The sequence below is a fragment of the Pelagihabitans pacificus genome, from assembly GCF_009371985.2.
Classification (GTDB): domain Bacteria; phylum Bacteroidota; class Bacteroidia; order Flavobacteriales; family Flavobacteriaceae; genus Pelagihabitans; species Pelagihabitans pacificus.
On the sequence record NZ_VIKU02000003.1, the window covers coordinates 293836 to 317367 of the forward strand.

A 23532-nucleotide genomic window follows, 5' to 3' on the forward strand; every position below is an offset into this window, starting at 1 on the left:
ATCGATTTTCAAAAAAATAAAAGCCCCAACGGAATGATCCATTGGGGCTTGGTTTTTTATATCGGTATCGGTTTAGAACTTATTCTGTACGTCCCTGAAGGTACCTGTTATTTCGGTATTGCCGTTTCTGACAACGTCACCGAAAACATTCACTACGGAATTGGCACCTAGAAACTCCAAGGTAGCACCTTCATTCAAAATTAAATCACCATAGATGGTCAGATTTCCTTCCACCCTAAAAGTAGCGCCCTCACCCAAGGTAACATTTCTTCTTTTATTGTTTCGGGCGACCACCAGTGTTCCGTTCATTTCGAAAACGGCATTTTCATTGATGTTCACAGCTTCCCTTACCGTCCAAGAACCGCATAGCAAGAGCGACCCGTTTACATTCAAGGTCCTAAATCGCTTGGAACCACTATAGGCCAAAATAGCACCCGTATCAACACTCAAGTTTGAACTTCCTTCGTAAATAGGGGTTTCAGTACAAGCTGCTACCAGACTGGCACTGGGCTTGTTCATTTTAATGATCTGGAGTCCTGACTTTCCTGAGGCGGCAAAAGCATAATCACCCTTAGACTCTACATAGTTGATCGATCCGTTCAACTCGATAATTCCGACCAAGTCGGTATTGTTTCCGTTGTCTTCCGACAAACATAATCCGGCTCCACCATTGGCCATGAGCACCACCCCTTCATTGATTGCCACCGCATTTGTTACGATGTCCGAACTATCTACTCCGTCGGGATTAATCAAAATGGGGACGTGTTCCAAGAGCGTTCCGGAACTTAAATCATAAACACCGGCACCTTTGGAACCTTCAGAAACAATAATCTTATCTTCATAAAAATCAAGGGTACGTTTGGAAAAGTCCCCAAAGTCGGAGTTGATGGCAATATCTTGTTTCGTTTCCAGATTCGCGTCAAGCAGGCTAACCCCATGACTTCCGTCCAAAATGGCAATATCGTTATCTTTTACCGCCATCGCCCTTAAGTCGGCAAAAGGTACCTCCTGTACCATTTCTACGGTATTTTTATCATATACTCGCAATAAGCCGTCCTTACCACTGGCCACTAAAAGCTTATCGCCCATTACCTTGACATCGGTGGCATTAAAGCCTTCTTGAAAACCATAGGTAATCCCGCCCCCAAGGTCAAACCGACCATTTGAAACCGTTATTTTTCCAACGAACGAGTTGAAATCCGCGGTTGCGGATTTTTCAGAGTCGAAGCCACCTGCAATGTATACATAGCCGTTGTCGTATTTCACAGCGTTGATATCCGCGTTCGTGTAGTATAGTCGACCTGTTACCCTTGGATTATTGGGGTCACTGATGTTAATCGCATCCACACCGCCTAAATAGGTTGCGCCTGCCGTATTATAGGAGACATAGGCGTAATCGCCCTCTACATCTACATGGGATGCGGTAAGCAAAGTACCACTATAGGTAGGTGAATTCACTTGGGCCACCAAGGTCAAGGGGTAATCCCCAGCCTCACCGTCATTACTGCTTTTTGAGAATCTTCCTGTGGACTTATCCTGCTCAAAAATATCAAGCACCCCGGAATTATCGAAGCTGATACTGTTGTCAAGAACACTTTGATCGCCTTCTAGGACCACATCGTCTTTCGGGTCGCTATAAACGGTAGTTTCGTCGCTACAGGACACTAAAAATGCCATGGTGGCCAATGCCACTAGGGAAAGTTTTTTCATACTAAGTAGGTTATCCAATTAGATTTGGGTTCTAATCAAACGCTAAACTACGGCAGATGGTATAAATTCCTACTTTTTTTTCGATGAACGACCTGTTTTCACTATTCAATCGTTGCCTACCAGAACTTCTACGCAGTACTATTGCTAAATTTTTCCCATTTTTTCGAGTACAAAGAGGATAACGATGGGAATTGCCAATAAAACGACCATTAGGGTCTCGGTATACAAAAGATTGGGAAGAAAGAGCAAGGTAATGACATAGCCCCCCATTGCACCACCGAAATGGGCGGTATGACCAATATTGCCTACCCGGTTTTTCATTCCATAAATAGAATAGAGCAAATATCCGATACCGACCACATAAGCCGGAATTGGAACGGGAATGAAAAATAGATAGAGACTCATACTGGGTTGCAACAGGATTGCCGCATACAGCACACCCGTAACCGCACCGCTTGCCCCCACCGCACTATAATAGGGTTCATCTTTGTGGAAGAATACCGCCAATAAGCTACCGGCCGCCAGACTGATGAAGTACACCCCTAGAAACTTGCCCACTCCCAACCAAGAGATTACAACACCCGCAAAGAAATAGAGGGTCAACATGTTAAATAGCAGGTGGGTCCAGTCTACGTGTAAAAAACCGGAGGTAAGCATTCGTTCCCTTTGTCCCGACTGAATCGGGGCAATTCCAAATTTATAACGTTCAAAGAAAGCACGGTCGTCAAACCCTTTAATGGATACCAATACGTTGGCGGCAATAATGGCAATGGTAGCAATATGTATGTCGTACATCCAGTTCGATTATGTTACGTGCCAAATATAGCTATATTTGTCTAGATTTTTTTGAATGCAATTACTCGTTTTTATACTGGCCTATCCGTTTATTTGGCTTATTTCCATCCTTCCGTTTCGGCTGTCGTACCTGTTTTCAGATGTGGTTTTTTTTCTGGTATATCATGTAGTAGGTTATCGAAGAAAAGTAGTGCGCGAAAACTTGCAATTGGTTTTTCCTGGGAAGTCGGCGGTAGAGATCAAACGGATCGAAAAAGCCTTTTTCAAACATATGTGTGACGTTTTTCTGGAGATGGTCAAAACGATGAATGTCTCCAAAACGGAAATCGCCAAGCGGTACCGCTTGAAAAACATTGAGCTCATTCAACGAATCGAGCAACAAAAAAGCATTCTGGTGGTGTGCTCCCATTACGCCTGTTGGGAATGGAATATGAGCATGAACGACCATATACAATCCAAGGGTTATGCGGTATACCAGCGTATCACGAACAAGTATTTTGATCGATGGGCTCGAAGGGTGAGAGCCAAATGGAATACCACCCTGATAACCCAGCAAGAAACGGCAAAAACGGTTGTTCGCAACAAGCAACAGCAGATTACCGGTGTTTTCGGAATGGTCAGCGATCAGTCGCCCCAAGCACACAGGGCCCAATATTGGACGGAATTTATGGGAATTAAGGTACCGGTCATCAACGGGGCGGAGACCCTGGCCCGTAAAATGGATTTGGCGGTGGTCTTTCTTAAGGTCTCAAAGCTGAAGCGAGGGCACTACGAAGCTGAATTTACTACGATTACCACTGCTGGAACACAAACGGAAAAAAACGAGATTACCGATGCCTTCCTGCGCATGGCCGAACAGCAAATCTATGAGAAGCCCGAGTACTACTTGTGGACCCATAAACGTTGGAAACATCGGGATAAGGTTCCCGAGGCGTTCGCCTCAAGTTCCAATGCAAAAAATTCCTAATGCCAAAAAGGTCCGTTCTTTTTGAAATTTATTCCTTTACTATTTCTTCAATTTCTTCAATTATCCTATCCGCCAGGGCATCGGCTTCCCGCTGGCTTTGTGCCTCGGTGTAGATACGAATGATGGGTTCGGTATTTGATTTCCGTAGATGCACCCAATTCTCCGTAAAATCGATTTTCACCCCGTCGATGGTAGATAGTTCCTCGTCTTCGTATTTTTTGGCCATGGCCTTAAGAATTCCGTCTACATCCAATCCCGGGGTCAATTCAATTTTCTTTTTGCTCATAAAATAAGATGGGTAGCTTGCGCGTAATTGGGCAACGCTACCGCCCCTTTCCGCCATGAGCATCAGAAACAAGGCCGTACCCACTAGGGAATCCCGTCCGTAATGGCTTTCAGGGTATATAATACCGCCATTCCCCTCGCCGCCGATAATGGCATTGGTCGCCTTCATTTTGGTTACTACATTGACCTCGCCTACTGCGGCAGCCTCATAGGTGCCACCGTGCTTCTCGGTAATGTCCCGCAAAGCTCTCGAGGATGACAGGTTCGACACCGTATTTCCGCTGGTCTTTCCCAATACATAATCGGCACAGGCCACTAAGGTGTATTCTTCCCCGAACATTTCGCCATCATTACTGATGAAGGCCAGTCGGTCTACATCGGGATCCACCACAATTCCGAAATCGGCTTTTTCCTTTACCACCAATTCACAGATATCCCCCAAATGTTGTTTCAAGGGCTCCGGGTTGTGGGGGAAATGCCCTGTGGGCTCACAATACAACTCGATCACTTCGACCCCCAAGGCCTCGAGCAACCTAGGTATTGCGATTCCTCCCGTGGAATTGACCCCGTCAACGACCACTTTGAACTTCGCTTGTTTGATGACATCCACATCGACCAGCGACAGGTTTAAGACCTCATCGATATGGATATCGATGTAGGCATCGTTTCGGGTAATCGTTCCCAAATCATCCACTTCGGAAAAGACAAAATCCTCATTCTCCGCTATTTCAAGAATTTTGGCACCTTGGGCAGCATCTAAAAACTCTCCTTTTTCATTCAAAAGTTTAAGGGCATTCCACTGCTTGGGATTGTGGCTGGCCGTTAGGATGATTCCACCATCCGCCTTCTCCAAAGGAACGGCTATCTCTACCGTGGGTGTAGTAGAAAGGTCCAAATCGATCACATCGATTCCAAGACCTACCAAGGTAGCTACCACCAGATTTTGAATCATTTCACCGGATAGCCTTGCGTCCCGGCCGATGACCACGGTAAGCTTCTCTTTTTGGCTGTAGGTTTTGAGCCAACTACCGTAGGCCGCGGCGAACTTCACCGCATCGATCGGGGTAAGATTGTCTCCGGGCTTGCCTCCAATAGTACCACGTATTCCTGAAATAGATTTAATAAGTGTCATACTCTATTAAAAAGTTTTTGCAAATATAGAAGGTTGCCTTTAATCAACGAGGGGTAATTCGTAAATTCGACCCTAACAAGGTACCCGAACCACTATGAACTTTTTAGCCCATATTTATTTGTCCTTTGACGATGACGACATCACCCTTGGTAACTTTATCGCCGATAGTATTCGTGGCAATAAGTTTGGCCATCTCCCGGCACGCGTACAAAAAGGCATCTTACTTCATCGGGAAATCGACACGTTTACCGATACACACCCTATTCCCAAGGAAAGTAGCAAGCGATTGCACCAAAACTACAGTCATTATAGCAGGGTAATCGTTGATATATATTACGATCATTTTTTGGCCAAGAACTGGAAACGGTATTCCGATACCCCCTTGTCGCTTTTCGTAGAGCGGTTTTATGATTTGCTGGAAGAGCGCTATGAGATACTTCCGGAAGGCATCAAAAGAATGATGCCCTACATGATTTCCGACAATTGGATCTATAACTATTCAAAGATGGAAGGCATCGCAAAAGTGTTGAACGGCATGAATCGAAGGACTCGAAATCGCTCCAAAATGAATTTTGCTATTTTAGACCTCGAAGAACATTATGAAATCTTTGAAAAAGAGTTTACCGACTTCTTTGAGGAACTAATGGTTTTTTCAAAACAGAAGTATAATTCCTTATAAGGGAATTGGTAAAAAACGAATTACTTGAAACAGCTTCCATAACCGACAACAAACGTATCACCTGAACTATAAATCCAATTGAAATTCCAAATATCCACGATGAACCGCTTAAAATTACTTCTCCCGCTCCTCAGCCTATTTTTTAGTATCAATTGTGCCAAACGCCTTGTCCCGCCTACGGGCCTAATCACTGAAAAGGCGATGGTCGTATCCGCTAGGGAGGAAGCGTCTAAAATAGGGGTCGAAATCCTTCAAAAAGGGGGTAATGCCTTCGATGCCATGGTAGCGACCGAAATGGCACTTGTGGTAGCATATCCCTTTGCAGGAAACTTGGGAGGAGGAGGCTTTATGGTCTATCGCAAGGCCACCGGGGAGGTAGGCGGATTGGATTACCGAGAAAAAGCCCCTTTGTCGGCCTATCCGGACATGTACCTGGATTCTTTGGGAAATGTTATTCCAGGGATGAGTACGATGGGAGCTACGGCTGTAGGTGTTCCCGGAACCGTAGCGGGAATTGTGGAAGTCCACGAAAAATTTGGGTCGCTCCCTTTAAAAGAAATTATGGCTCCTGTAATCGCCTTGGCCAAGAGGGGTGTCGTCGTTACGGAGAAACAGGCGGCACGTTTTGAAAACTACAAGGAATCGATTTTGGAAATTAACGGAGGACGCACCTCTTTTCCTATTAACGCCAAGGTCGGGGACACCCTGAAATACCCTGTTTTAGCCAATACCTTCAGTCGTATTTCCGAAAATGGGCGAGACGGATTCTACAAAGGGGAAACGGCGCGTACACTTGCCTCCTTTATACAGGAAAAAGGAGGTTTTGTCACTGAGGAGGATTTGGCCAAATACAAGGCTGTATGGCGCGAACCCATCATTTTTGACTATAAGGATTTGAAAATAATTTCCATGAGTCCGCCGAGCAGTGGTGGGGTTACTATCAATCAGATTTTTAAGATGATGGAGCCCTACGACCTGGGTGATTATGGACACAATTCCCCTAAGACCATCCAACTATTTACCGAGGCTTCCCGCCGCGCCTATGCAGATCGCAATTATTTTCTCGGGGACCCTGATTTTGTCAATATCCCACTAGAGGTCCTGCTTAGCGATGGGTATCTTGACGAACGAATGGCAGATTTTTCGTTTGAAAAAGCCACCCAATCCTCCGAAGTGGAGAGAGGTCAAATCGAAGTGGTGGAAAGTATGGAAACCACCCACTACTCTATTGTAGATGCCGCAGGAAATGCGGTTTCGGTCACTACCACCTTGAACGGCGCTTACGGATCGAAACTCTATTGCGATGCGCTGGGATTTTTCCTGAATAACGAAATGGACGATTTTAGTGCAAAACCCGGGGTACCCAATATGTTTGGACTCATCGGAGCCGAAGCCAACAGCATTGCTCCTGAAAAAAGGATGTTAAGCAGCATGACCCCAACCATCGTGGAAAAGGATGACGAATTGTATATGGTCGTGGGAACCCCAGGGGGGTCTACCATTATTACCGCTGTGGCACAGACGATTTTAAATACCTACGAATTTAACATGAGCATGCAGGAAGCGGTGAACGCACCCCGTTTTCACCACCAATGGCTACCCGATATGATTATGTTCGAACCCGAAGGGTTTTCGGAAGAATTGAAAACGGTCCTCAAATCCAAAGGATATATTATCAATGAAGGACGCACCCCGATTATTGGAAAGGTCGACGCTATAAGAGTGTTGCCTAACGGTACATTGGAAGGCGGTGCCGATAAACGGGGAGATGATGCGGCCGTAGGGTACTAGGCTCCGATTTGGGTTCGCCCAAGAAAAGGAAGTGCTGTTAATAAGAGCGAAAACGAACAACAATGATATGGGAAGACTTGGCAAAATTCTTTTAAAGTCGCTTCTTGGACTCCTATTGTTGGGGGTGATAGCCTTTGGGGTGCTATACCTGGTCTATAACGAACCCCTACCCCAAGGCAATACCGGCCCTGCTGCGGATGCACTGGCCAAAAAGATGCTCAAAGCGGTCAACTACGAACAGTATAAGGCCACGCGATTTTTGGAATGGACCTTTGCCGGTGGGGCACATCGATATAAATGGGATAAGGAAAACGGCAAGGTAAAGGTCTCTTGGTCAAACCATCAGGTGAACTTGAATTTAAACGACCCTGGAAGTAGTACTGTTTTGCAAGATAACGTTTTCATAACAGGAGAAGGGAAAGTCGCCTTGACACAAAAAGCCTTGGACTATTTCAATAACGATTCTTTTTGGTTGGTGGCTCCTTTCAAGGTCTTTGATGAAGGCACCGAGCGGAGTCTCGTGCAATTGGAAGACGGTTCCAAGGGCTTGTTGGTAAGTTATACCACGGGAGGAACGACACCAGGGGATTCGTACCTATGGAAACTAGATTCCTCTGGTTTTCCCAAAAGTTATCAAATGTGGGTAAAAATCATACCCATTGGCGGTCTGGAGGCCACTTGGGACGATTGGAAAGTGATGCCAAACGGACTGTTTTTACCCGCTTCCCATAAAATAGGACCGATTACTTTGTACATAGGGAATGTGGAAGCCTATAAGTAAATCCAGGGGGTACCCTAAATCTCCGTGAGTCCGTATTCGTTTAGAACTATGCGCCACTCCTCGGTCTCGATAATTTCCAAGATTCGTTGTGAAATGGCCTGTTCCAGTGCCACCTTGTCCTTGGCCAGACCAAAGGCATAAAACTGCACGTCGAACTTAATGGGTAAAATTGAAATAGTACCAAGGGTCGAATCCGTTTGAATGCGATATTGCAAAATAGGCTCATCGTACACAAAGGCCTCTATTCGATTGTTCTTTAAACTGTTGAGCCCCACCGAAACATTATCGAAGCCCTTTACGTTTTTAAAGAAATGGGCCCTAAGGAATTGGATGCTCCCAGTATTATTGACCGATCCCACGGCCCGGTCCTTGAACTCGTTGAAGCTGTCCGGATTACTACTTAGCTGATTCACCGTGAGGCTTGAGGCAATACTGGCCGTTAGCCCGGAGATGAACAAAAGTCCCGTAAACATCAGGATCAAGGCGGCTACCTTTCCATAGCCGCTTTTGGGAGCCTTATCTCCATAACCCACGGTAGTCAATGTGACAGCCGACCACCACAGGCCATCCCAAATCCCCTTGATACCGCCTCTAAAATGTTCGGGATTGGCTTTCCGTTCGAAATACCATCCTACAAGCCCGAAAAGAATAATAATTCCCAATAAGACCAAGAGGCCTTTTAGAAAGTTCAGACTAAAAAAGCCTTGTATGAATTGTAGGAGTTTTTGAAAGGAGGATTGCTCCGCAACTGCTATGGTAGCATTCGAAGCGTAAAAGGAGTGGGTAAACTCCATCAACTTACTTCGTTCGCTGGTAATCGTCAAAGGGTTGATGCTTATATCGATACTTCCTGCTTTCAAAGAATCCAACATGGGTGAAAAAGACATGGGGACCATTCGATATTCCAAATCCAAATCCTTGGCAACCCTTTCCCATAACCAAACGTTGATACCTTGGGCGACCCCGTTGTTCTCTACGATGAAGGGAGGAGCGGTGGTATATCCGACTAGCAGCGTGTCTTTCTCCTCTTGAGCGGGAATGGTTTGTAAGAGTAGCACCGCTGCCCAGAAAGCTAAAAGTCTTTTCATGAAAAATAGTTCGACCCGTTTAAACCTGGTTTAAAAACCAGGGTAGAAATATACAATATTTGACAAAGCTTTTGGATACCTACCAGCTTACCTATCCAATTTTCTTATTTTAGATACAAAACCATTGGCTATGGTATTGAAAACCTTACATTCCTTAGACGTAAGCGATGACCTCCAACGGCAAGTCACCCGACTCTACAGCCAACTCAACTCCCGTATCGACCAGCTTGAATTGTCACGGGTATTGGAAAATGATGATCGTATTGTTTTTGTGTGCTGCCTTGTGGAAGGAAAAATCGTGGGTATCGCCTCTATGGCGCTTTATAAAGTTATTTCCGGACATAAGGGCATGATCGAGGATGTGGTGGTCGATGCGAATGAACGTGGCAAGGGAATCGGAAGAAAACTGATGGTAACGCTATTGGAAGAGGGTAAAAAAAGACATTTGGATGAAATACTGTTATTTACGGGACATCATCGATTAGCGGCAATTCAATTATACAAAAGCCTTGGCTTTAAACTCAAGGAAAGTGGCATCTACAACCTACGGTTTTCCTAGCCACCTATTCTACACCTTTTTTACGTGCTTGAATTGACTTTTCAATTCATCCATCGACTCCTGTAGTTGCTTTAACAAGCCTTTATCGGTGGTGGCATCCAGGCTGAAGGTAATCTTGCTGTTCACTTCCCATAATTCCTGTATTTGAAAGGGTTTTATTTCGTAAGGCGGATAACTTTCGTTGAGGGAAATAAGGGTTATGTTGTTGGAGTTTGGACGTCTTTCAATTTTTTTTACCAGTACGGCATCCTCTAAAACCACTACGTACATCCTATTGGCATTCACATAATCGATGTGCTCTACGGCCCTGGCCAATACCCAATCGCCCGGTTTCAAATTGGGGTACATACTATCACCCTCCACCTGAAATCCGCGATAGGTGGCATTTCGAAATTCGGGAATCGGCAAATCAAATGCAGGTAGTTGTTGGTACCAACTGGTATCCTGAATGTTCTGCGGATATCCCGCCGCTGCCTTGGCATTGACCAATACCATGTTATCCTGGTCGGAAGTGTCGACCGTTACCACTTTTGGGATTACGCTCACATTGGATGGCTGTAAATATTTCTCCTCGCTTTCCCCGAACAACCAAAGCGGGTTGACCTTGAACTGCCTCAAGAGTTCGGCGACCACTTTGCCGGATAGTTTGGTCCGTCCGCGTTCAATGTCGGCGGTTGTGCTCGAAATACCCAACAATTTGGCAAACTCTGCTTGGGTATAGCCGAATTCCCGTCGTAATTCCGTAAAGCGTTTCAATGTAAGTTCGTTTTCCATGGTGTCTAAATCGTTGCAACTTCTTCAAATATACGAAATTTGGAGTATGTCCAAAATTAAATTTGGATTATTTCCATAATTAGGAATTATTCCATATTTTTGGATTTATTACAACACACGCCATGTCCTTCGAAAGAATCCGTGAAAAACTGAACATCCTGGCCGACGCGGCCAAGTACGACGTGTCCTGCTCCAGTAGCGGTAGCACGCGTACCAACAAAAGCAAAGGCTTGGGCAACAGTACCGGAATGGGTATATGCCATAGCTATACGGAAGACGGGCGCTGTATTTCCCTTCTAAAAATATTGCTTACCAACCACTGTATCTTTGATTGCGCCTATTGCGTGACCCGAAAGAGCAATGACATCAAGCGGGCGGCTTTCAAGATTCAGGAGGTGGTAGACCTGACGATCAATTTTTATCGGCGTAACTATATAGAAGGACTCTTCCTGAGCTCCGGTATCTTTAAAAATCCGGATTATACCATGGAGCGCCTGGTATCTGTGGCCAAGAAGCTCCGATTAGAGGAAAACTTCAATGGCTATATTCATTTGAAATCCATTCCAGGGGCCAGTGACGAATTGATGTACGAGGCCGGATTGTACGCGGACAGGCTTTCCGTGAATATCGAAATCCCCACTATATCGGGCCTTCGTCTATTGGCACCGGATAAAAAGCACGAGGATTTTACCAAACCCATGCGTAAGGTCCGTGATGAAATACGACGCTACAAAGCGGAAAAAAAGGTGATCCGTAGTACCCCGACCTTTGCCCCGGCGGGACAAAGCACCCAAATGATTATCGGAGCTACGGGAGAGTCGGACAAAGATATCATGTACTCCGCAACCCACTATTACAGTACCTACCGTATGAAACGGGTCTATTATTCAGGATATGTACCCGTGGCCGAAGACAGTCGCCTTCCCGGTATTGGCTCACAGGTGCCTATGCTTAGGGAAAACCGATTATATCAAACGGATTGGCTGCTTCGGTTCTATGGGTTCGATGTGCGCGAAATCCTGAATGACCATTATCCCAATCTGGATGTTGAGGTCGACCCCAAGCTAAGCTGGGCTCTACGGAACCTGCATCATTTTCCCGTAGATGTCAATCAGGCCGACAAAAGGATGCTTGCCCGTGTTCCGGGAATCGGAATGCAGTCGGTCGATCGGATCCTAAAGGCCCGGCGCTTCCGGAAGTTGAACTGGGAACATCTCAAAAAAATTGGGGTAGCACTCAATCGGGCCCGGTATTTTTTGGTCTGTGACTCGCGGCATTGGCATCAAAAAGATTTGGAACCTGCGACCCTGAAAGGGTTGATATTACAAAATTCCCAAGGGAAATTCAGAAAAAACTACAGTACACAATTACAATTATTCGACTAGGGATGGAAACTGCTAAAATTTTAATCTACGACGGAAGTTTCAACGGATTTTTAACCACGGTGTTCAAGGCTTTCGAAGAGAAAGTACCGGTAGCCGATATACAGCGGAATGGTAGCTGCCAAAACGGACTATTTTCGGAAACGGAAACGGTCTTTACGCAAATGGACAAGGCCAAAAGGGTTTGGAAGGGTATCCAGGCCAAAAGTAACGAGGCGATCAAGAATGTATACTTTGCCTACCTCAGCGGTCAGAGGGGTATCGAGTTCGTGCTCTATCGGTATATTCGAAAACTGTTTTCCAAAAATACCACCAGTACTTTCGACTTTTCGGATGACCTGATTTTGAAGATAAGCCAATTGGCCCGAAGCGTCGGTCGGGAAAAACATCGAATGGAAGCCTTTGTACGCTTTCAACTAACCAAAGACGGTATTTATTTTGCCAATATCGAGCCCGATTTTGACGTATTACCGCTGATTTCGAAACATTTTCGTTCGCGCTATGCAGATCAAGAATGGATTATTTATGATGTGAAACGAAAATATGGATTATACCATAATCTGGAATCCGTTGAGATTATTTCCTTGGACCTCAAAGAGATTTATGCCAACAGCGTTCGAAAAAACGATGTTTTCCAAGGAGAGGAATACCGATACCAAGACCTATGGAACGATTACTTTAAGAGCACACACATAAAATCACGTATCAACAGAAAGCTACATACGCAACACGTGCCCAAACGCTATTGGAAGTATCTCAGCGAAAAGAAAGAGGCGGTTTAGAGCATGGATAGCTTCTGAATTTGGAAATGGGTCTGTACCTATTCCTGTTGTCTGTTTTTAAGGTCTTTTGTAAGCTGTAATTTTTTGAAAGAACCCTTTTCGCATCCGGTCCGCATCAAAGTCCCTGTAATAATATATGTTGCGATTTCCATTATCTTTTGAAGTGGTTATTTGGACTTCTTCGGCCCATTCCGGGTTTATAAAGGCATCAACAATCGATAAGTCCCAAATAGTACGGGCCCTTCGGCCACTATCGATATGATCGTCCCAAATCTTTAGTAGGTAGTCCCCCAAAAAGTGTCCCTCCAGTTTTTGCCTTGTTTCATCGTATTTGAATTGCATCTTTGCCGCAACGTTCACGGGGACGATGTGCATTTCGACTTTTGAGAAAAGTAGATGGGTAAAGGCATATTGGTCCATCGCGCAGTTGAAATCGTTTCTGAGCAATATCCCCTCCTCGAAATCGTAACTACTGCCGAGCCAGTACAATTTTAGCTTGGGTGCGATTTCAGGATCGATAAATACGGCAGAGGCGACGTTTGTCAAGGCTCCCAAAGCGATGATATTCAGCTTCTCCCCTTCCTTAAGCAACTTCGTTTGTTTGATGATCTCATAGGCAGCGGCCGAGTGACGGGCGCGGTCGCCCCAATCGTACATTCTAGCGGCTCCTCCACGATTCGTCTTAACGGAAAGCCCCATAACCCCCAATAACATTTGATTGAGTCGGTGGCTATCTTCCATAGAATTCGGAGTTGTCCAATGGCTGGCCTGCCATTGGGTGGCGTTTAGGGCAATCACCTCCACGGACGGTTCCATCAAAATGCGGGCAAGTGCGAACAGATCATCTACCTCGTTGGCGGTATCGGCATCTAAAAGTACCTTGGTCTTTTCCTGCGCGAAGGAAAGGTTTAAAACAAAACTCAATAAGATGCAGCTAACGAAACGAGAAAAAAAGGAGTTCATGATGGTCGACTTTTATTGGTTGGACTTGTTTTCTAAGACAGGAAAAATTGCAGTGTGCCTACTTTGACCGTTCCCCGACGAATTGATCGCCCTTACTCTTGAACAGTACGTTAAAAGTGGTCAAACTACCGTAGATACGGGTAATATACTGTTGTAAATCCACTTTTTCCTGGTCGTCCAAGTTTTTGCTCGAATTGATTTTTTGTTCCATCACCCGTAACCTGTCCCGCACCATTACAATTTTATGAAAAAAAGTGTCAATGGGCATCTCCTTATCCGTTAGATTGGCATCCCCGGGTTTGAGCACCAGACTACCCCCCTTCCATTTATCCGCAATGGGCGTAAGTGAGGTGGCATCACTCCATCTTCTGAGAATGGATATGAGTGATTGCTCCACTTCGGAGAAACTAATGGTGTCGACCTCGTCCTCGACCGCTTCGATCACCTCGACGTCACTATCCAAATCAATGGTCTCCAATCCATTTTCCATGAATGTGACCCAATAGTGTTTAGCCGTGACATTGGTTACTACCCCTTTACCAAATTCACTGTGCCGAATTCTAGATCCGATTCCTAAAAGCTGCATTTCAACATTTTTAATTTGGTTGCTAATTTAGAAGGAACCTTGCAATTAACAAAGATATAAGCCGACTTGATTTACTTTTTAGTAGTCAAAATTGTAACTTCGCAACTTTGCTTTGAAATGAGAATTTATAATGATTGAAACGATTTCTTTGAAGCGTTTCAACGGAATTCCATCTGTTTCGGAAAAGCAACACCCATTTAACAGATGAAAATGATCAACTACGAGGAAAATATTGAAGTACGGGGCGCCAGGGTCCATAACCTGAAGAATATCGATGTCACCATCCCTAGGGAGAAACTAGTAGTCATCACCGGTCTATCGGGCAGTGGTAAATCTTCCCTTGCGTTCGATACCATCTATGCCGAGGGACAACGACGGTACATCGAAACCTTCTCCGCCTACGCCCGCCAGTTTCTCGGCGGGCTGGAACGGCCCGACGTGGATAAGATCGATGGGCTTTCCCCCGTAATCGCCATCGAGCAAAAGACGACGTCCAAATCGCCCCGGTCCACTGTGGGAACGATTACCGAAATCTATGATTTTCTTCGCCTGTTGTATGCGCGGGCTGGTGATGCCTACAGCTATAATACAGGTGAAAAAATGGTTAGCTACAGCGACCAACAGATCAAGGACTTGATCATCGAGTCGTACCGGGATAAGAAAATCAATATTTTGGCGCCTGTCATCAAGTCAAGAAAAGGCCACTATCGGGAACTTTTTGAGCAAATCGCAAAACAAGGTTTTGTAAAAGTGCGGGTCGATGGCGAGATTGTCGACATCATCAAGGGTATGAAGGTCGACCGTTACAAGACCCATGACATCGAAATTGTTATCGACCGGTTGAAGGTAACCGACTCCGGGGATTTGGACAAACGACTTTCAGAAACCATCAATACGGCCATGTACAGTGGAAACGACGTACTGATGGTCTTGGAGGAAGGAGCGTTGGAGCCAAGATATTTTAGCCGGGATCTGATGTGTCCGACTACGGGTATCTCCTACCCTTCCCCTGAACCCAATACCTTTTCGTTTAATTCCCCTAAGGGAATGTGTTCCAAGTGCAATGGTCTCGGACATGTATACGAGGTAAACGAAAACAAAATTTTTCCAAATAAAAAATTGTCCGTCAAATCAGGCGGTATCGCACCATTGGGAGAATACAAAAAGTCTTGGGCCTTTAAACAAATAGAGACCATCGCCCAGCGTTATGGTTTTGAACTAACCGACCCGATAAGCAAGATACCCGAGGAAGCCATCAATATCTTATTGAACGGGGGACATGAAGTATTTGAAGTCGATTCGAAAACGCTGGGGGTTAAACGAAATTACAAAATCGACTATGAAGGCATCTCGAACTTTATCAAAAACCAGTTTGAGCAAGCAGATTCAACCTCCATCAAGCGTTGGGCCAAGGAGTACATGGATAAAATCACTTGCCCAACCTGTCTGGGATCTCGGTTGAGAAAAGAATCGCTCAACTTTAAAATAGATGAAAGGAACATTGCCGAACTCGCCCATTTGGATATCGGTGAATTGGCCGATTTCTTTGAGGAGCTCGAAAAAAAACTTAGCGGTAACCAATTAAAGATCGCGGAGGAAATCATCAAGGAAATTCGTGCAAGAATTCGATTTCTATTAGATGTAGGACTGGAGTATCTCTCACTACACCGGAGTTCCAAATCGCTCTCTGGTGGAGAAGCGCAGCGCATTCGTCTGGCGACGCAGATCGGGTCGCAACTAGTGGGCGTGCTGTATATTTTGGACGAGCCCAGTATTGGCCTACATCAAAGGGATAATGATCGCTTGATCAAATCGTTGGAATCTTTGAGAGATATAGGGAACTCGGTAATCGTAGTGGAACATGACCGGGATATGATCGAGCGCGCGGACCATGTTATTGATATCGGTCCGGAAGCAGGCCGGCACGGCGGCGAAATCATTTCCGAAGGTACTCCCGATGCGTTAAAGTTCCATCACACCTTGACTGCGGACTACATAACCGGTGTTAAAAAAATTGAAGTCCCTAAGAAGCGTAGAAAAGGAAACGGTAAAAGCATAACCTTGTCCGGTTGCACCGGAAATAACTTGAAAGACGTTACGGTGAGTTTTCCACTGGGACAAATGATCGGGGTAACCGGCGTATCGGGAAGCGGAAAGTCTACCCTCGTCAATGAAACGCTGTATCCGATTATGAACGCCCATTATTTCAATGGAGTGAAAAAACCAATGCCCTACAAAAAAATCAAGGGCTTGGAGCATATCGATAAGGTAATTGATATCAACCAATCCCCGATTGGCCGTACCCCGCGTTCCAATCCAGCGACCTACACAGGCGTTTTCAGTGAAATACGAAACCTATTCACGAAAACACCCGAAGCGGCGATACGCGGTTATAAACCCGGACGTTTCAGCTTTAATGTAAAGGGCGGTAGATGCGAGACCTGTCAAGGAGGTGGTCTCCGCGTGATTGAAATGAATTTTCTTCCGGATGTATATGTGGAATGTGAAACTTGCAACGGAAAGCGTTTTAACCGGGAAACCTTGGAAATACGCTATAAAGGGAAATCTATTGCCGATGTATTGGAGATGACCATCAATGAGGCGGTCGACTTTTTTGAAAATATCCCAAAGATTTACCGGAAGCTTAAAACCATCCAAGATGTTGGTTTGGGCTATATTTCGTTAGGGCAGCAATCTACCACACTTTCGGGAGGGGAAGCACAACGAATTAAATTGGCCACTGAGCTATCAAAACGGGATACGGGGAATACTTTTTATATTTTGGACGAACCTACCACAGGCCTACATTTTGAGGATATTCGGGTTTTGATGGAAGTTCTGGACCGGTTAGTAGACAAAGGAAATACGATTTTGGTCATAGAGCATAATATGGATGTCATCAAAATGTGCGACTACCTTATAGATATCGGTTATGAAGGAGGTCGCGGTGGCGGCATGGTTGTTGCTAAAGGTACCCCTGAGGAAATCATCAAAGATGAAAAAAGCTACACCGCAACGTTTTTGAAGCGTGAGCTACAGGAAAGTGTAGTGACCCATTAGCCATATAATAATGAATCAATTAACCGAGGTTAACCAATAAAAATGAGAAACGAAAAGCACCATAAGGGATGGAACGAGATGAAAACCAACGATTCCTGGGCCATTTTCAAGATTATGGGGGAATTTGTCAACGGCTTTGAGCGCATGAGTACCATTGGACCTTGTGTCTCCATTTTTGGATCTGCAAGAACAAAGGATAAAAGTCCAGAATACCAGCTGGCGGTAGACATAGCCAAAAGTATAGCCGAAGCCGGTTATGGTGTAATTACCGGTGGAGGTCCGGGCATTATGGAAGCCGGGAATCGAGGGGCGCACCTCGCCGGTGGAACTTCAGTGGGACTAAACATCGACCTTCCTTTCGAACAGCACGACAACCCCTATATCGATGATGACAAAAGCTTGGACTTTGATTACTTCTTTGTCCGGAAGGTGATGTTCGTCAAGTATTCGCAAGGATTCGTCGTAATGCCCGGCGGTTTCGGAACCTTGGATGAACTTTTTGAGGCAATTACCCTGATCCAAACCAACAAAATCGAAACATTCCCCATAATTTTAGTAGGAACTACCTTCTGGAGCGGTTTGCTCGATTGGGTGAAGAATACCATGTTGCATGCCGGGAATATAAGTGCGCAAGATCTTGATCTGATCCATATTGTTGACACCAAGGAGGAAGTAGTCGAAATCATCGACGCTTTCTATAAGGGTCATCTTTTGAGTCCCAACTTCTAAAATGTAGATTTTCCTTGAAAAAAACCGTCTTCATAGGTTGCATTTTACCCTTTTTATCCGTTTTCCTCCAGACGGATGCATTGTATGGCCAGCACACCAATATTGTGACGGCGAATTTGAATCCGGAAACCAAGGAAATTACCGTCAATCAGGAGTTTACTTATAAGAACGATTCCAAAATCGCTTTGGAAACGCTATATTTTAACGACTGGGCACATTCCTATTCCGATAAAAACACCGGTTTGGCGAAACGTTTTGCAGATGAATTTAGGCGAAGTCTTCACTTGGCAAAGGATAGCGAACGTGGGCGCACCTTGATTATTAGTGCCGTGGACAATGATTACCGCGGATTACAATTAGACCGGACCGCTGAAAAAGACATTATTAGAATTAAATTGAACGAACCCCTTGGCCCAGGGGAATCCGCCAAATTATTCATTACCTACAATGTAAAGCTTCCTCCAAAGAAATATACCGACTATGGATATACCAATAGGAACTCCTATTATTTGAAAGACTGGTACCTGACCCCTGCAGTATTTGATGGGGAATGGCAATTATACTCCAACCACGATTTAGAGGATCTGTATACCGGTGTTACCAATACGACCATCAACATCACCTATCCCTCAAGGCTATTCATTGCTTCGAACTACGGTGTCCTAGGCAACACTGAGTTTCCCAACGGGCAACAATCGCAACTGATTGGTAAAAATCGCAAGAGTTGTGAAATTATCTTGGAACCGGAGAATCGTTTTGTGACCCACGTAACCAACCAAATGACAATCGTAACCGATATCGACGCCCCGAAATACGACGAAATTTCCCAAGGAATATCAATTTTGAAAATTTCCGAGTTTATCGCCGAAAATCTAGGGCAGTATCCCCATTCCCAGTTATTGGTTAGCGAAATCGAATACCGTAAAAATCCACTTTACGGTCTGAATCAACTTCCTCGATTTATTAGACCCTATGAGGAGCAGTTTCAATTCGAAATGAAGTTCCTCAAAACGGCCCTCAGGAGCATCTTGAACGAGTCGATATATCTGAATCCCAGAAAAGAGCAATGGGTGAACGATGCGATTGCCAACTATTTAATGATCGCTTATGTAGAACAATATTATTCAGACCAGAAACTACTTGGGAAACTGTCTAATATATGGGGAATCAGGAGCTTTAATTTGGCGAAGATGGATTTTAATGAACAATATCCCTTCCTGTACATGCTTACTGCCAGAAGAAACCAGGACCAACCCTTGAGCACCCCACAGGATTCCCTGCTGAGATTCAATCAAAAAATAGCGAACAAATACAAAGCCGGACTAGGACTGGCCTACCTGGCAAGTTACATCGGTAAGGATAAGGTTGATAGCAGCATAAAGACATTCTACAAGTTTTACAAAAAAAACCGGGTGAAGACCCTTGATTTTGAATCGATACTCAAAAGATCAACGGATATCGACATCAATTGGTTCTTTCAAGAATACGTATCGACCGATCGCCGTATCGATTTCAAAATTAAGGAGGTCGAGAAGACCGAGGATTCGCTTTATGTTACCCTAAAGAATAAAAAAGGTACCAATGTACCGATTTCCCTGTTCGGTCTGCGGAATGATTCCGTCGTTTCAAAGTATTGGTTCAATAATATCGAGGACCAGGAGACATTTACCATACCGAGGAATGGTGAAGAACGCCTAGTGCTGAACTATGACCAGAAAATACCCGAATTTAACCAACGTGACAACTGGAAATCGCTAAAAGGTTTTTTTTCAAGCAATAAGAAATTAAAATTCACCTTCTTTCGTGACTCCGAGAATCCGTATTACAATCAGGTCTTCTATGTACCCGTGCTGAATTTTAATATTTACGACGGATGGACCCCTGGTCTACGATTGTACAATAAAACCTTTTTAGAACGCCCTTTCGTTTATGATGTGGCTCCCTCCTACTCCTTCAGGGAAAAGGCATTTGTTGGTTACGGTAGCTTCAGTTACCGACAATACTTGAACAAAAGTGGGCTTTATGTCGCAAATTATAGAATACGGGGGTCTACTTCCCACTTCGACGTCAATTCACGATACTCGACCTTCACCCCTTCGATGAGCCTTGGATGGCGACCTAAAGATTTGAGGTCGAACAAAAGACAATTCCTTTCTTTTCGATACATTAATATTTTCAGGGATTTGGACGAGGGCCTTATTGCCGCCGGAAACGCGCCCGACACCCCCGACTATAGTGTTTTTAATGCGCGATATATCAATATCGACAACAATATTGTCGACTACAAATCGTGGGTCTTGGACTTTCAACAAGCAGATAAATTCACGAAGTTATCACTAGAGGCCGAATATCGAAAACTCTTTGAAAACAACACCCAGTTCAATATACGATTCTACGCAGGAAAATTTTTGTGGAACAACATAGACCCTGAGATCGATTTTTTCAATTTTGCCTTGGACCGCCCAAAAGATTATCTATTTGACTACAATTACTTGGGACGATCTGAAGAAACAGGCATTTATAGTCAACAGATTATTATCGCCGAGGGCGGATTCAAATCGATTTTAGACGAACGCTATCGCTTTTCCAATGACTGGATTGCCACTGTAAACACCAGTGTAAATCTATGGAAATGGGTCGAAATGTACGGGGACTTGGGTTATGTGAAAAACAGGGGTGTCGATGGCAAGTTCGTCTATGATTCCGGGATACGCGCAAATCTCGTCACCGATTACTTCGAGCTTTATTTTCCCGTGTACTCCAACAATGGTTGGGAAATTGCCCAACCCGACTACGGCGAAAAAATACGTTTCATCGTGACCGTAGACATCAAGACCCTCATAGGTCTCTTTACAAGGAAATGGTTTTGATATTTATGGTATTGTCAAAAAATTGATGCCTTATCAATTTGAATTTGAAATATTTCTAATTATTGTTGTATTTTTTTGAGAATAATTTAATAATTATCGTCTCGAAGCCATTGCAAAAATAGTTTGGATGTACTATTTTTGTGCGAAACAAATGCCCCTTTATGAAACTCTCTTCCAAAACTAGCAATGACATTTCTTTTGAGGATTTTAAGACACAGATTTTCTCGGATTATGAAATAGCGGTTTTGAGTAGAACCTGTAGCCTTATGGGAAGGAAAGAGGTGCTTACGGGGAAGGCCAAATTTGGAATTTTCGGGGATGGAAAGGAACTTCCCCAATTAGCCATGGCGCGATCGTTCCAGGATGGGGATTTTCGTAGTGGCTATTATCGGGACCAAACCTTTATGATGGCGTTGGGCCTACTGAAGCCAAAAGAGCTCTTTCACGCCCTCTACGCCACCACGGATATCGAAAAGGAGCCCATGAGTGCGGGACGACAAATGGGCGGTCACTTTTTGACGTATAGTCTCAACGATGATGGTAGCTGGCGCGATTTGACCCAACAAAAGAACAGCAGCGCCGATATTTCATGCACCGCGGGTCAAATGCCCAGATTGCTGGGTTTGGCACAGGCGTCAAAGATGTATCGACAACTAGAGAATGTCGATTCGGGCAAATTTTCGAAAAACGGCGGTGAAGTTGCCTGGGGCACCATTGGAAACGCCAGTACCAGTGAAGGCATGTTCCTCGAGACCATCAATGCAGCCGGAGTGTTGCAGGTTCCTATGGTCGTAAGTATCTGGGACGATGGATACGGTATTTCGGTGCCCAACAAATACCATACTACCAAGGAAGATATTACGAAAATGCTGAGCGGATTTCAGCGGGATGAAAACCATCCCGGGTTTGAGCTCCTCCAAGTTAAGGGATGGGACTATACCGCCCTGATGCATGCTTACGAGAATGCAGGGGATATAGCAAGAGAAGAGCATGTACCGGTTATTATCCACGTCACCGAACTTACGCAACCTCAGGGCCACTCCTCCTCCGGTTCCCACGAGCGCTACAAAAGCAATGAACGATTGGAATGGGAGGCTGAAAACGATTGCAACAAACGTTTTAGGGAATGGATCTTGGAATCCGGTATCGCCACCGATGAAGAGCTGCAGACGATAGAGAAAAGAATTAAGAACGAGGTACGAGCCGCCAAAAAGGAAGCTTGGGCGGAGTACCTTTTGGAACACCAACAATCAAAACGAACCTTGGTCGGTCTCTTGGAGCAAGCTGCTCAAAACAGTGTCAACAAAACTTTTTTGACAAAAATCAAAAACGATCTGATAGCGGTAGAGGAGCCTGTTAAAAAAGACTTGGCGGTCGCTGGCAGAAAGGCCTTGCGATACCTCCTAGGCAATGAAACCACCGAAAAAAGGAATCTAAAAAAATGGATCGACCGATTTTTGGAGGAAACCCAACCCAAATACAGTGCCAACCTATATAGCGAGCTTCCTAACAGGGCGAGTAATATTAAGGCGGTAAAGCCTACGTACGATTCGAATCCCGAGGAAGTGGATGGTCGAATAATCCTTAGGGATAATTTTGACAAGCTGTTCGAAAAGTATCCGGAGGCATTGGTCTTCGGAGAGGATAGCGGAACCATTGGCGATGTTAACCAAGGACTCGAAGGGCTTCAACAAAAATATGGGGAGTTACGGGTAGCGGATACCGGTATACGGGAAACCACTATTATAGGACAGGGAATTGGTATGGCCCTAAGGGGTTTGCGGCCCATAGCCGAAATACAGTATTTAGACTATATATTCTATGCCCTGCCAACCTTAACCGATGATTTGGCCTGTTTGCGATACCGTACCTTTGGGAAACAAAAAGCACCTTTGATCGTTCGCACCAGGGGCCACCGCTTGGAAGGCATTTGGCATTCCGGTTCCCATATGGGTGGATTGATCCATGTTCTGCGTGGTATGTATATTCTTTCCCCTAGAAACATGACCCAGGCAGCAGGTTTTTACAATACGCTCATGAAAAGCGATGAACCTGCCTTGGTTATCGAGAGTTTAAACGGATACCGTCTTAAAGAACCCCTTCCGAACAATCTTGGGGAACTATGCACACCCATTGGGGTTGTAGAAACCCTGAAGGAAGGAACCGATATCACTTTGGTATCCTATGGCTCCACGCTTCGCATTGTACTCCAAGTGGCGGAAGAGCTGAGAGAGGTCGGTATCGATGCCGAGGTTATCGATGCGCAAACGCTTTTGCCCTTTGACATAGGTCATGACACCGTTAAAAGTGTTCGCAAAACCAATAGATTGTTAATTATTGATGAGGACGTTCCCGGTGGATGCGCCGCTTACCTTCTAAACGATATCGTCGAAAAACAAGGGGCCTATGAGTATTTGGATAGTGCCCCACAAACACTGACGGCCAAGGCCCATAGACCTGCATACGGTACCGATGGCGATTACTTTTCAAAACCCAATGCAGAGGACATTTTCGAAAAAGTATATGCCATTATGCATGAAGTCGACCCCGAGGAATACCCGAAGCTGAGATAACCATTTATCGGTAGGGGTATCTTTCT

Annotated in this window: 18 protein-coding genes; 11 read left to right on the forward strand and 7 right to left on the reverse strand. The window is 44.9% G+C overall.

All coding sequences use genetic code 11. From position 1 onward, the window contains the following. Positions 1–72: 72 nt before the first annotated feature. A complete protein-coding gene (locus FK220_RS11875; RefSeq protein WP_152574549.1) occupies positions 73–1710 on the reverse strand; it encodes an LVIVD repeat-containing protein in 1638 nt (545 codons plus the stop codon). Positions 1711–1854: 144 nt separating this feature from the next. Then, complete coding sequence (locus FK220_RS11880; RefSeq protein WP_152574550.1) at positions 1855–2505, reverse strand: rhomboid family intramembrane serine protease; 651 nt, start codon at positions 2503–2505, stop codon at positions 1855–1857. Between the two features lie 55 nt (positions 2506–2560). Here FK220_RS11880 and FK220_RS11885 point away from each other — a divergent pair, with 55 nt between their 5' ends. Then, on the forward strand, positions 2561–3472 hold the full coding sequence (locus FK220_RS11885; RefSeq protein WP_152574551.1) for a lysophospholipid acyltransferase family protein: 912 nt from the start codon (positions 2561–2563) through the stop codon (positions 3470–3472). Between the two features lie 28 nt (positions 3473–3500). Here FK220_RS11885 and glmM read toward each other — a convergent pair whose 3' ends face one another. Continuing rightward, positions 3501–4889: a phosphoglucosamine mutase gene (glmM, locus tag FK220_RS11890; RefSeq protein WP_152574552.1), complete on the reverse strand. Its 1389-nt coding sequence runs from the start codon at positions 4887–4889 to the stop codon at positions 3501–3503. 94 nt (positions 4890–4983) lie between these two features. On the opposite strand from glmM, the gene FK220_RS11895 reads away from it, so the two are divergent. The 3 genes from FK220_RS11895 (at position 4984) to FK220_RS11905 (ending at position 8140) form a co-directional block, all read left to right on the forward strand. Further along, entirely contained in the window at positions 4984–5568 is a 585-nt protein-coding gene (locus tag FK220_RS11895) for an acyl carrier protein phosphodiesterase (RefSeq protein WP_152574553.1), read from the forward strand. A gap of 99 nt (positions 5569–5667) precedes the next feature. Continuing rightward, positions 5668–7359, forward strand: coding sequence for a gamma-glutamyltransferase (gene ggt, locus FK220_RS11900; RefSeq protein WP_152574554.1), 1692 nt, complete (start codon positions 5668–5670; stop codon positions 7357–7359). Between the two features lie 67 nt (positions 7360–7426). Next, positions 7427–8140 carry a hypothetical protein gene (locus FK220_RS11905; protein WP_152574555.1) on the forward strand — a complete coding sequence of 238 codons (714 nt, stop codon included), beginning with the start codon at positions 7427–7429 and terminating at the stop codon, positions 8138–8140. A 14-nt stretch (positions 8141–8154) separates the two neighbouring features. On the opposite strand, the gene FK220_RS11910 is transcribed toward FK220_RS11905, so the two are convergent. Further along, positions 8155–9228, reverse strand: a complete 1074-nt coding sequence (locus FK220_RS11910; protein WP_152574556.1) for a transporter substrate-binding domain-containing protein — start codon at positions 9226–9228, stop codon at positions 8155–8157. Positions 9229–9358: 130 nt separating this feature from the next. Between FK220_RS11910 and FK220_RS11915 the strand changes: the two genes are divergently transcribed. Further along, positions 9359–9787 (forward strand): GNAT family N-acetyltransferase, encoded by a 429-nt coding sequence (locus tag FK220_RS11915; RefSeq protein WP_152574557.1) that lies wholly within the window; start codon positions 9359–9361, stop codon positions 9785–9787. A 9-nt stretch (positions 9788–9796) separates the two neighbouring features. On the opposite strand, the gene FK220_RS11920 is transcribed toward FK220_RS11915, so the two are convergent. Next, a complete protein-coding gene (locus FK220_RS11920) occupies positions 9797–10561 on the reverse strand; it encodes an XRE family transcriptional regulator (RefSeq protein ID WP_152574558.1) in 765 nt (254 codons plus the stop codon). A gap of 122 nt (positions 10562–10683) precedes the next feature. On the opposite strand from FK220_RS11920, the gene FK220_RS11925 reads away from it, so the two are divergent. Both FK220_RS11925 and FK220_RS11930 read left to right on the forward strand, forming a co-directional pair. Then, positions 10684–11946, forward strand: a complete 1263-nt coding sequence (locus FK220_RS11925; protein WP_152574559.1) for a putative DNA modification/repair radical SAM protein — start codon at positions 10684–10686, stop codon at positions 11944–11946. Positions 11947–11948: 2 nt separating this feature from the next. Beyond that, the gene (locus tag FK220_RS11930; protein ID WP_152574560.1) at positions 11949–12725 is read left to right on the forward strand and encodes a TIGR03915 family putative DNA repair protein; all 777 of its coding nucleotides are present in this window, start codon (positions 11949–11951) and stop codon (positions 12723–12725) included. Positions 12726–12782: 57 nt separating this feature from the next. On the opposite strand, the gene FK220_RS11935 is transcribed toward FK220_RS11930, so the two are convergent. After that, on the reverse strand, positions 12783–13688 hold the full coding sequence (locus tag FK220_RS11935) for a nucleoside hydrolase (RefSeq protein ID WP_152574561.1): 906 nt from the start codon (positions 13686–13688) through the stop codon (positions 12783–12785). Between the two features lie 58 nt (positions 13689–13746). Then, complete coding sequence (locus tag FK220_RS11940; RefSeq protein ID WP_152574562.1) at positions 13747–14274, reverse strand: hypothetical protein; 528 nt, start codon at positions 14272–14274, stop codon at positions 13747–13749. 210 nt (positions 14275–14484) lie between these two features. Here FK220_RS11940 and uvrA point away from each other — a divergent pair, with 210 nt between their 5' ends. The 4 genes from uvrA (at position 14485) to FK220_RS11960 (ending at position 23506) form a co-directional block, all read left to right on the forward strand. Further along, complete coding sequence (gene uvrA, locus FK220_RS11945) at positions 14485–17334, forward strand: excinuclease ABC subunit UvrA (RefSeq protein WP_152574787.1); 2850 nt, start codon at positions 14485–14487, stop codon at positions 17332–17334. 42 nt (positions 17335–17376) lie between these two features. Continuing rightward, the gene (locus FK220_RS11950) at positions 17377–18063 is read left to right on the forward strand and encodes an LOG family protein (RefSeq protein WP_152574563.1); all 687 of its coding nucleotides are present in this window, start codon (positions 17377–17379) and stop codon (positions 18061–18063) included. A 14-nt stretch (positions 18064–18077) separates the two neighbouring features. Next, a complete protein-coding gene (locus FK220_RS11955; RefSeq protein WP_317168331.1) occupies positions 18078–20933 on the forward strand; it encodes a metalloprotease in 2856 nt (951 codons plus the stop codon). A gap of 161 nt (positions 20934–21094) precedes the next feature. Next, positions 21095–23506, forward strand: coding sequence for an alpha-ketoacid dehydrogenase subunit alpha/beta (locus FK220_RS11960; RefSeq protein WP_152574564.1), 2412 nt, complete (start codon positions 21095–21097; stop codon positions 23504–23506). Positions 23507–23532 lie beyond the last annotated feature (26 nt).

Excerpts from the sequence above, each read along its gene's own strand:
- FK220_RS11875 (WP_152574549.1), bottom strand. The coding sequence starts at position 1,710 with ATGAAAAAACTTTCCCTAGTGGCATTGGCCACCATGGCATTTTTAGTG.
- FK220_RS11880 (WP_152574550.1), bottom strand. The coding sequence starts at position 2,505 with ATGTACGACATACATATTGCTACCATTGCCATTATTGCCGCCAACGTA.
- FK220_RS11885 (WP_152574551.1), top strand. The coding sequence starts at position 2,561 with ATGCAATTACTCGTTTTTATACTGGCCTATCCGTTTATTTGGCTTATT.
- glmM (WP_152574552.1), bottom strand. The coding sequence starts at position 4,889 with ATGACACTTATTAAATCTATTTCAGGAATACGTGGTACTATTGGAGGC.
- FK220_RS11895 (WP_152574553.1), top strand. The coding sequence starts at position 4,984 with ATGAACTTTTTAGCCCATATTTATTTGTCCTTTGACGATGACGACATC.
- ggt (WP_152574554.1), top strand. The coding sequence starts at position 5,668 with ATGAACCGCTTAAAATTACTTCTCCCGCTCCTCAGCCTATTTTTTAGT.
- FK220_RS11905 (WP_152574555.1), top strand. The coding sequence starts at position 7,427 with ATGGGAAGACTTGGCAAAATTCTTTTAAAGTCGCTTCTTGGACTCCTA.
- FK220_RS11910 (WP_152574556.1), bottom strand. The coding sequence starts at position 9,228 with ATGAAAAGACTTTTAGCTTTCTGGGCAGCGGTGCTACTCTTACAAACC.
- FK220_RS11915 (WP_152574557.1), top strand. The coding sequence starts at position 9,359 with ATGGTATTGAAAACCTTACATTCCTTAGACGTAAGCGATGACCTCCAA.
- FK220_RS11920 (WP_152574558.1), bottom strand. The coding sequence starts at position 10,561 with ATGGAAAACGAACTTACATTGAAACGCTTTACGGAATTACGACGGGAA.
- FK220_RS11925 (WP_152574559.1), top strand. The coding sequence starts at position 10,684 with ATGTCCTTCGAAAGAATCCGTGAAAAACTGAACATCCTGGCCGACGCG.
- FK220_RS11930 (WP_152574560.1), top strand. The coding sequence starts at position 11,949 with ATGGAAACTGCTAAAATTTTAATCTACGACGGAAGTTTCAACGGATTT.
- FK220_RS11935 (WP_152574561.1), bottom strand. The coding sequence starts at position 13,688 with ATGAACTCCTTTTTTTCTCGTTTCGTTAGCTGCATCTTATTGAGTTTT.
- FK220_RS11940 (WP_152574562.1), bottom strand. The coding sequence starts at position 14,274 with ATGCAGCTTTTAGGAATCGGATCTAGAATTCGGCACAGTGAATTTGGT.
- uvrA (WP_152574787.1), top strand. The coding sequence starts at position 14,485 with ATGATCAACTACGAGGAAAATATTGAAGTACGGGGCGCCAGGGTCCAT.
- FK220_RS11950 (WP_152574563.1), top strand. The coding sequence starts at position 17,377 with ATGAGAAACGAAAAGCACCATAAGGGATGGAACGAGATGAAAACCAAC.
- FK220_RS11960 (WP_152574564.1), top strand. The coding sequence starts at position 21,095 with ATGAAACTCTCTTCCAAAACTAGCAATGACATTTCTTTTGAGGATTTT.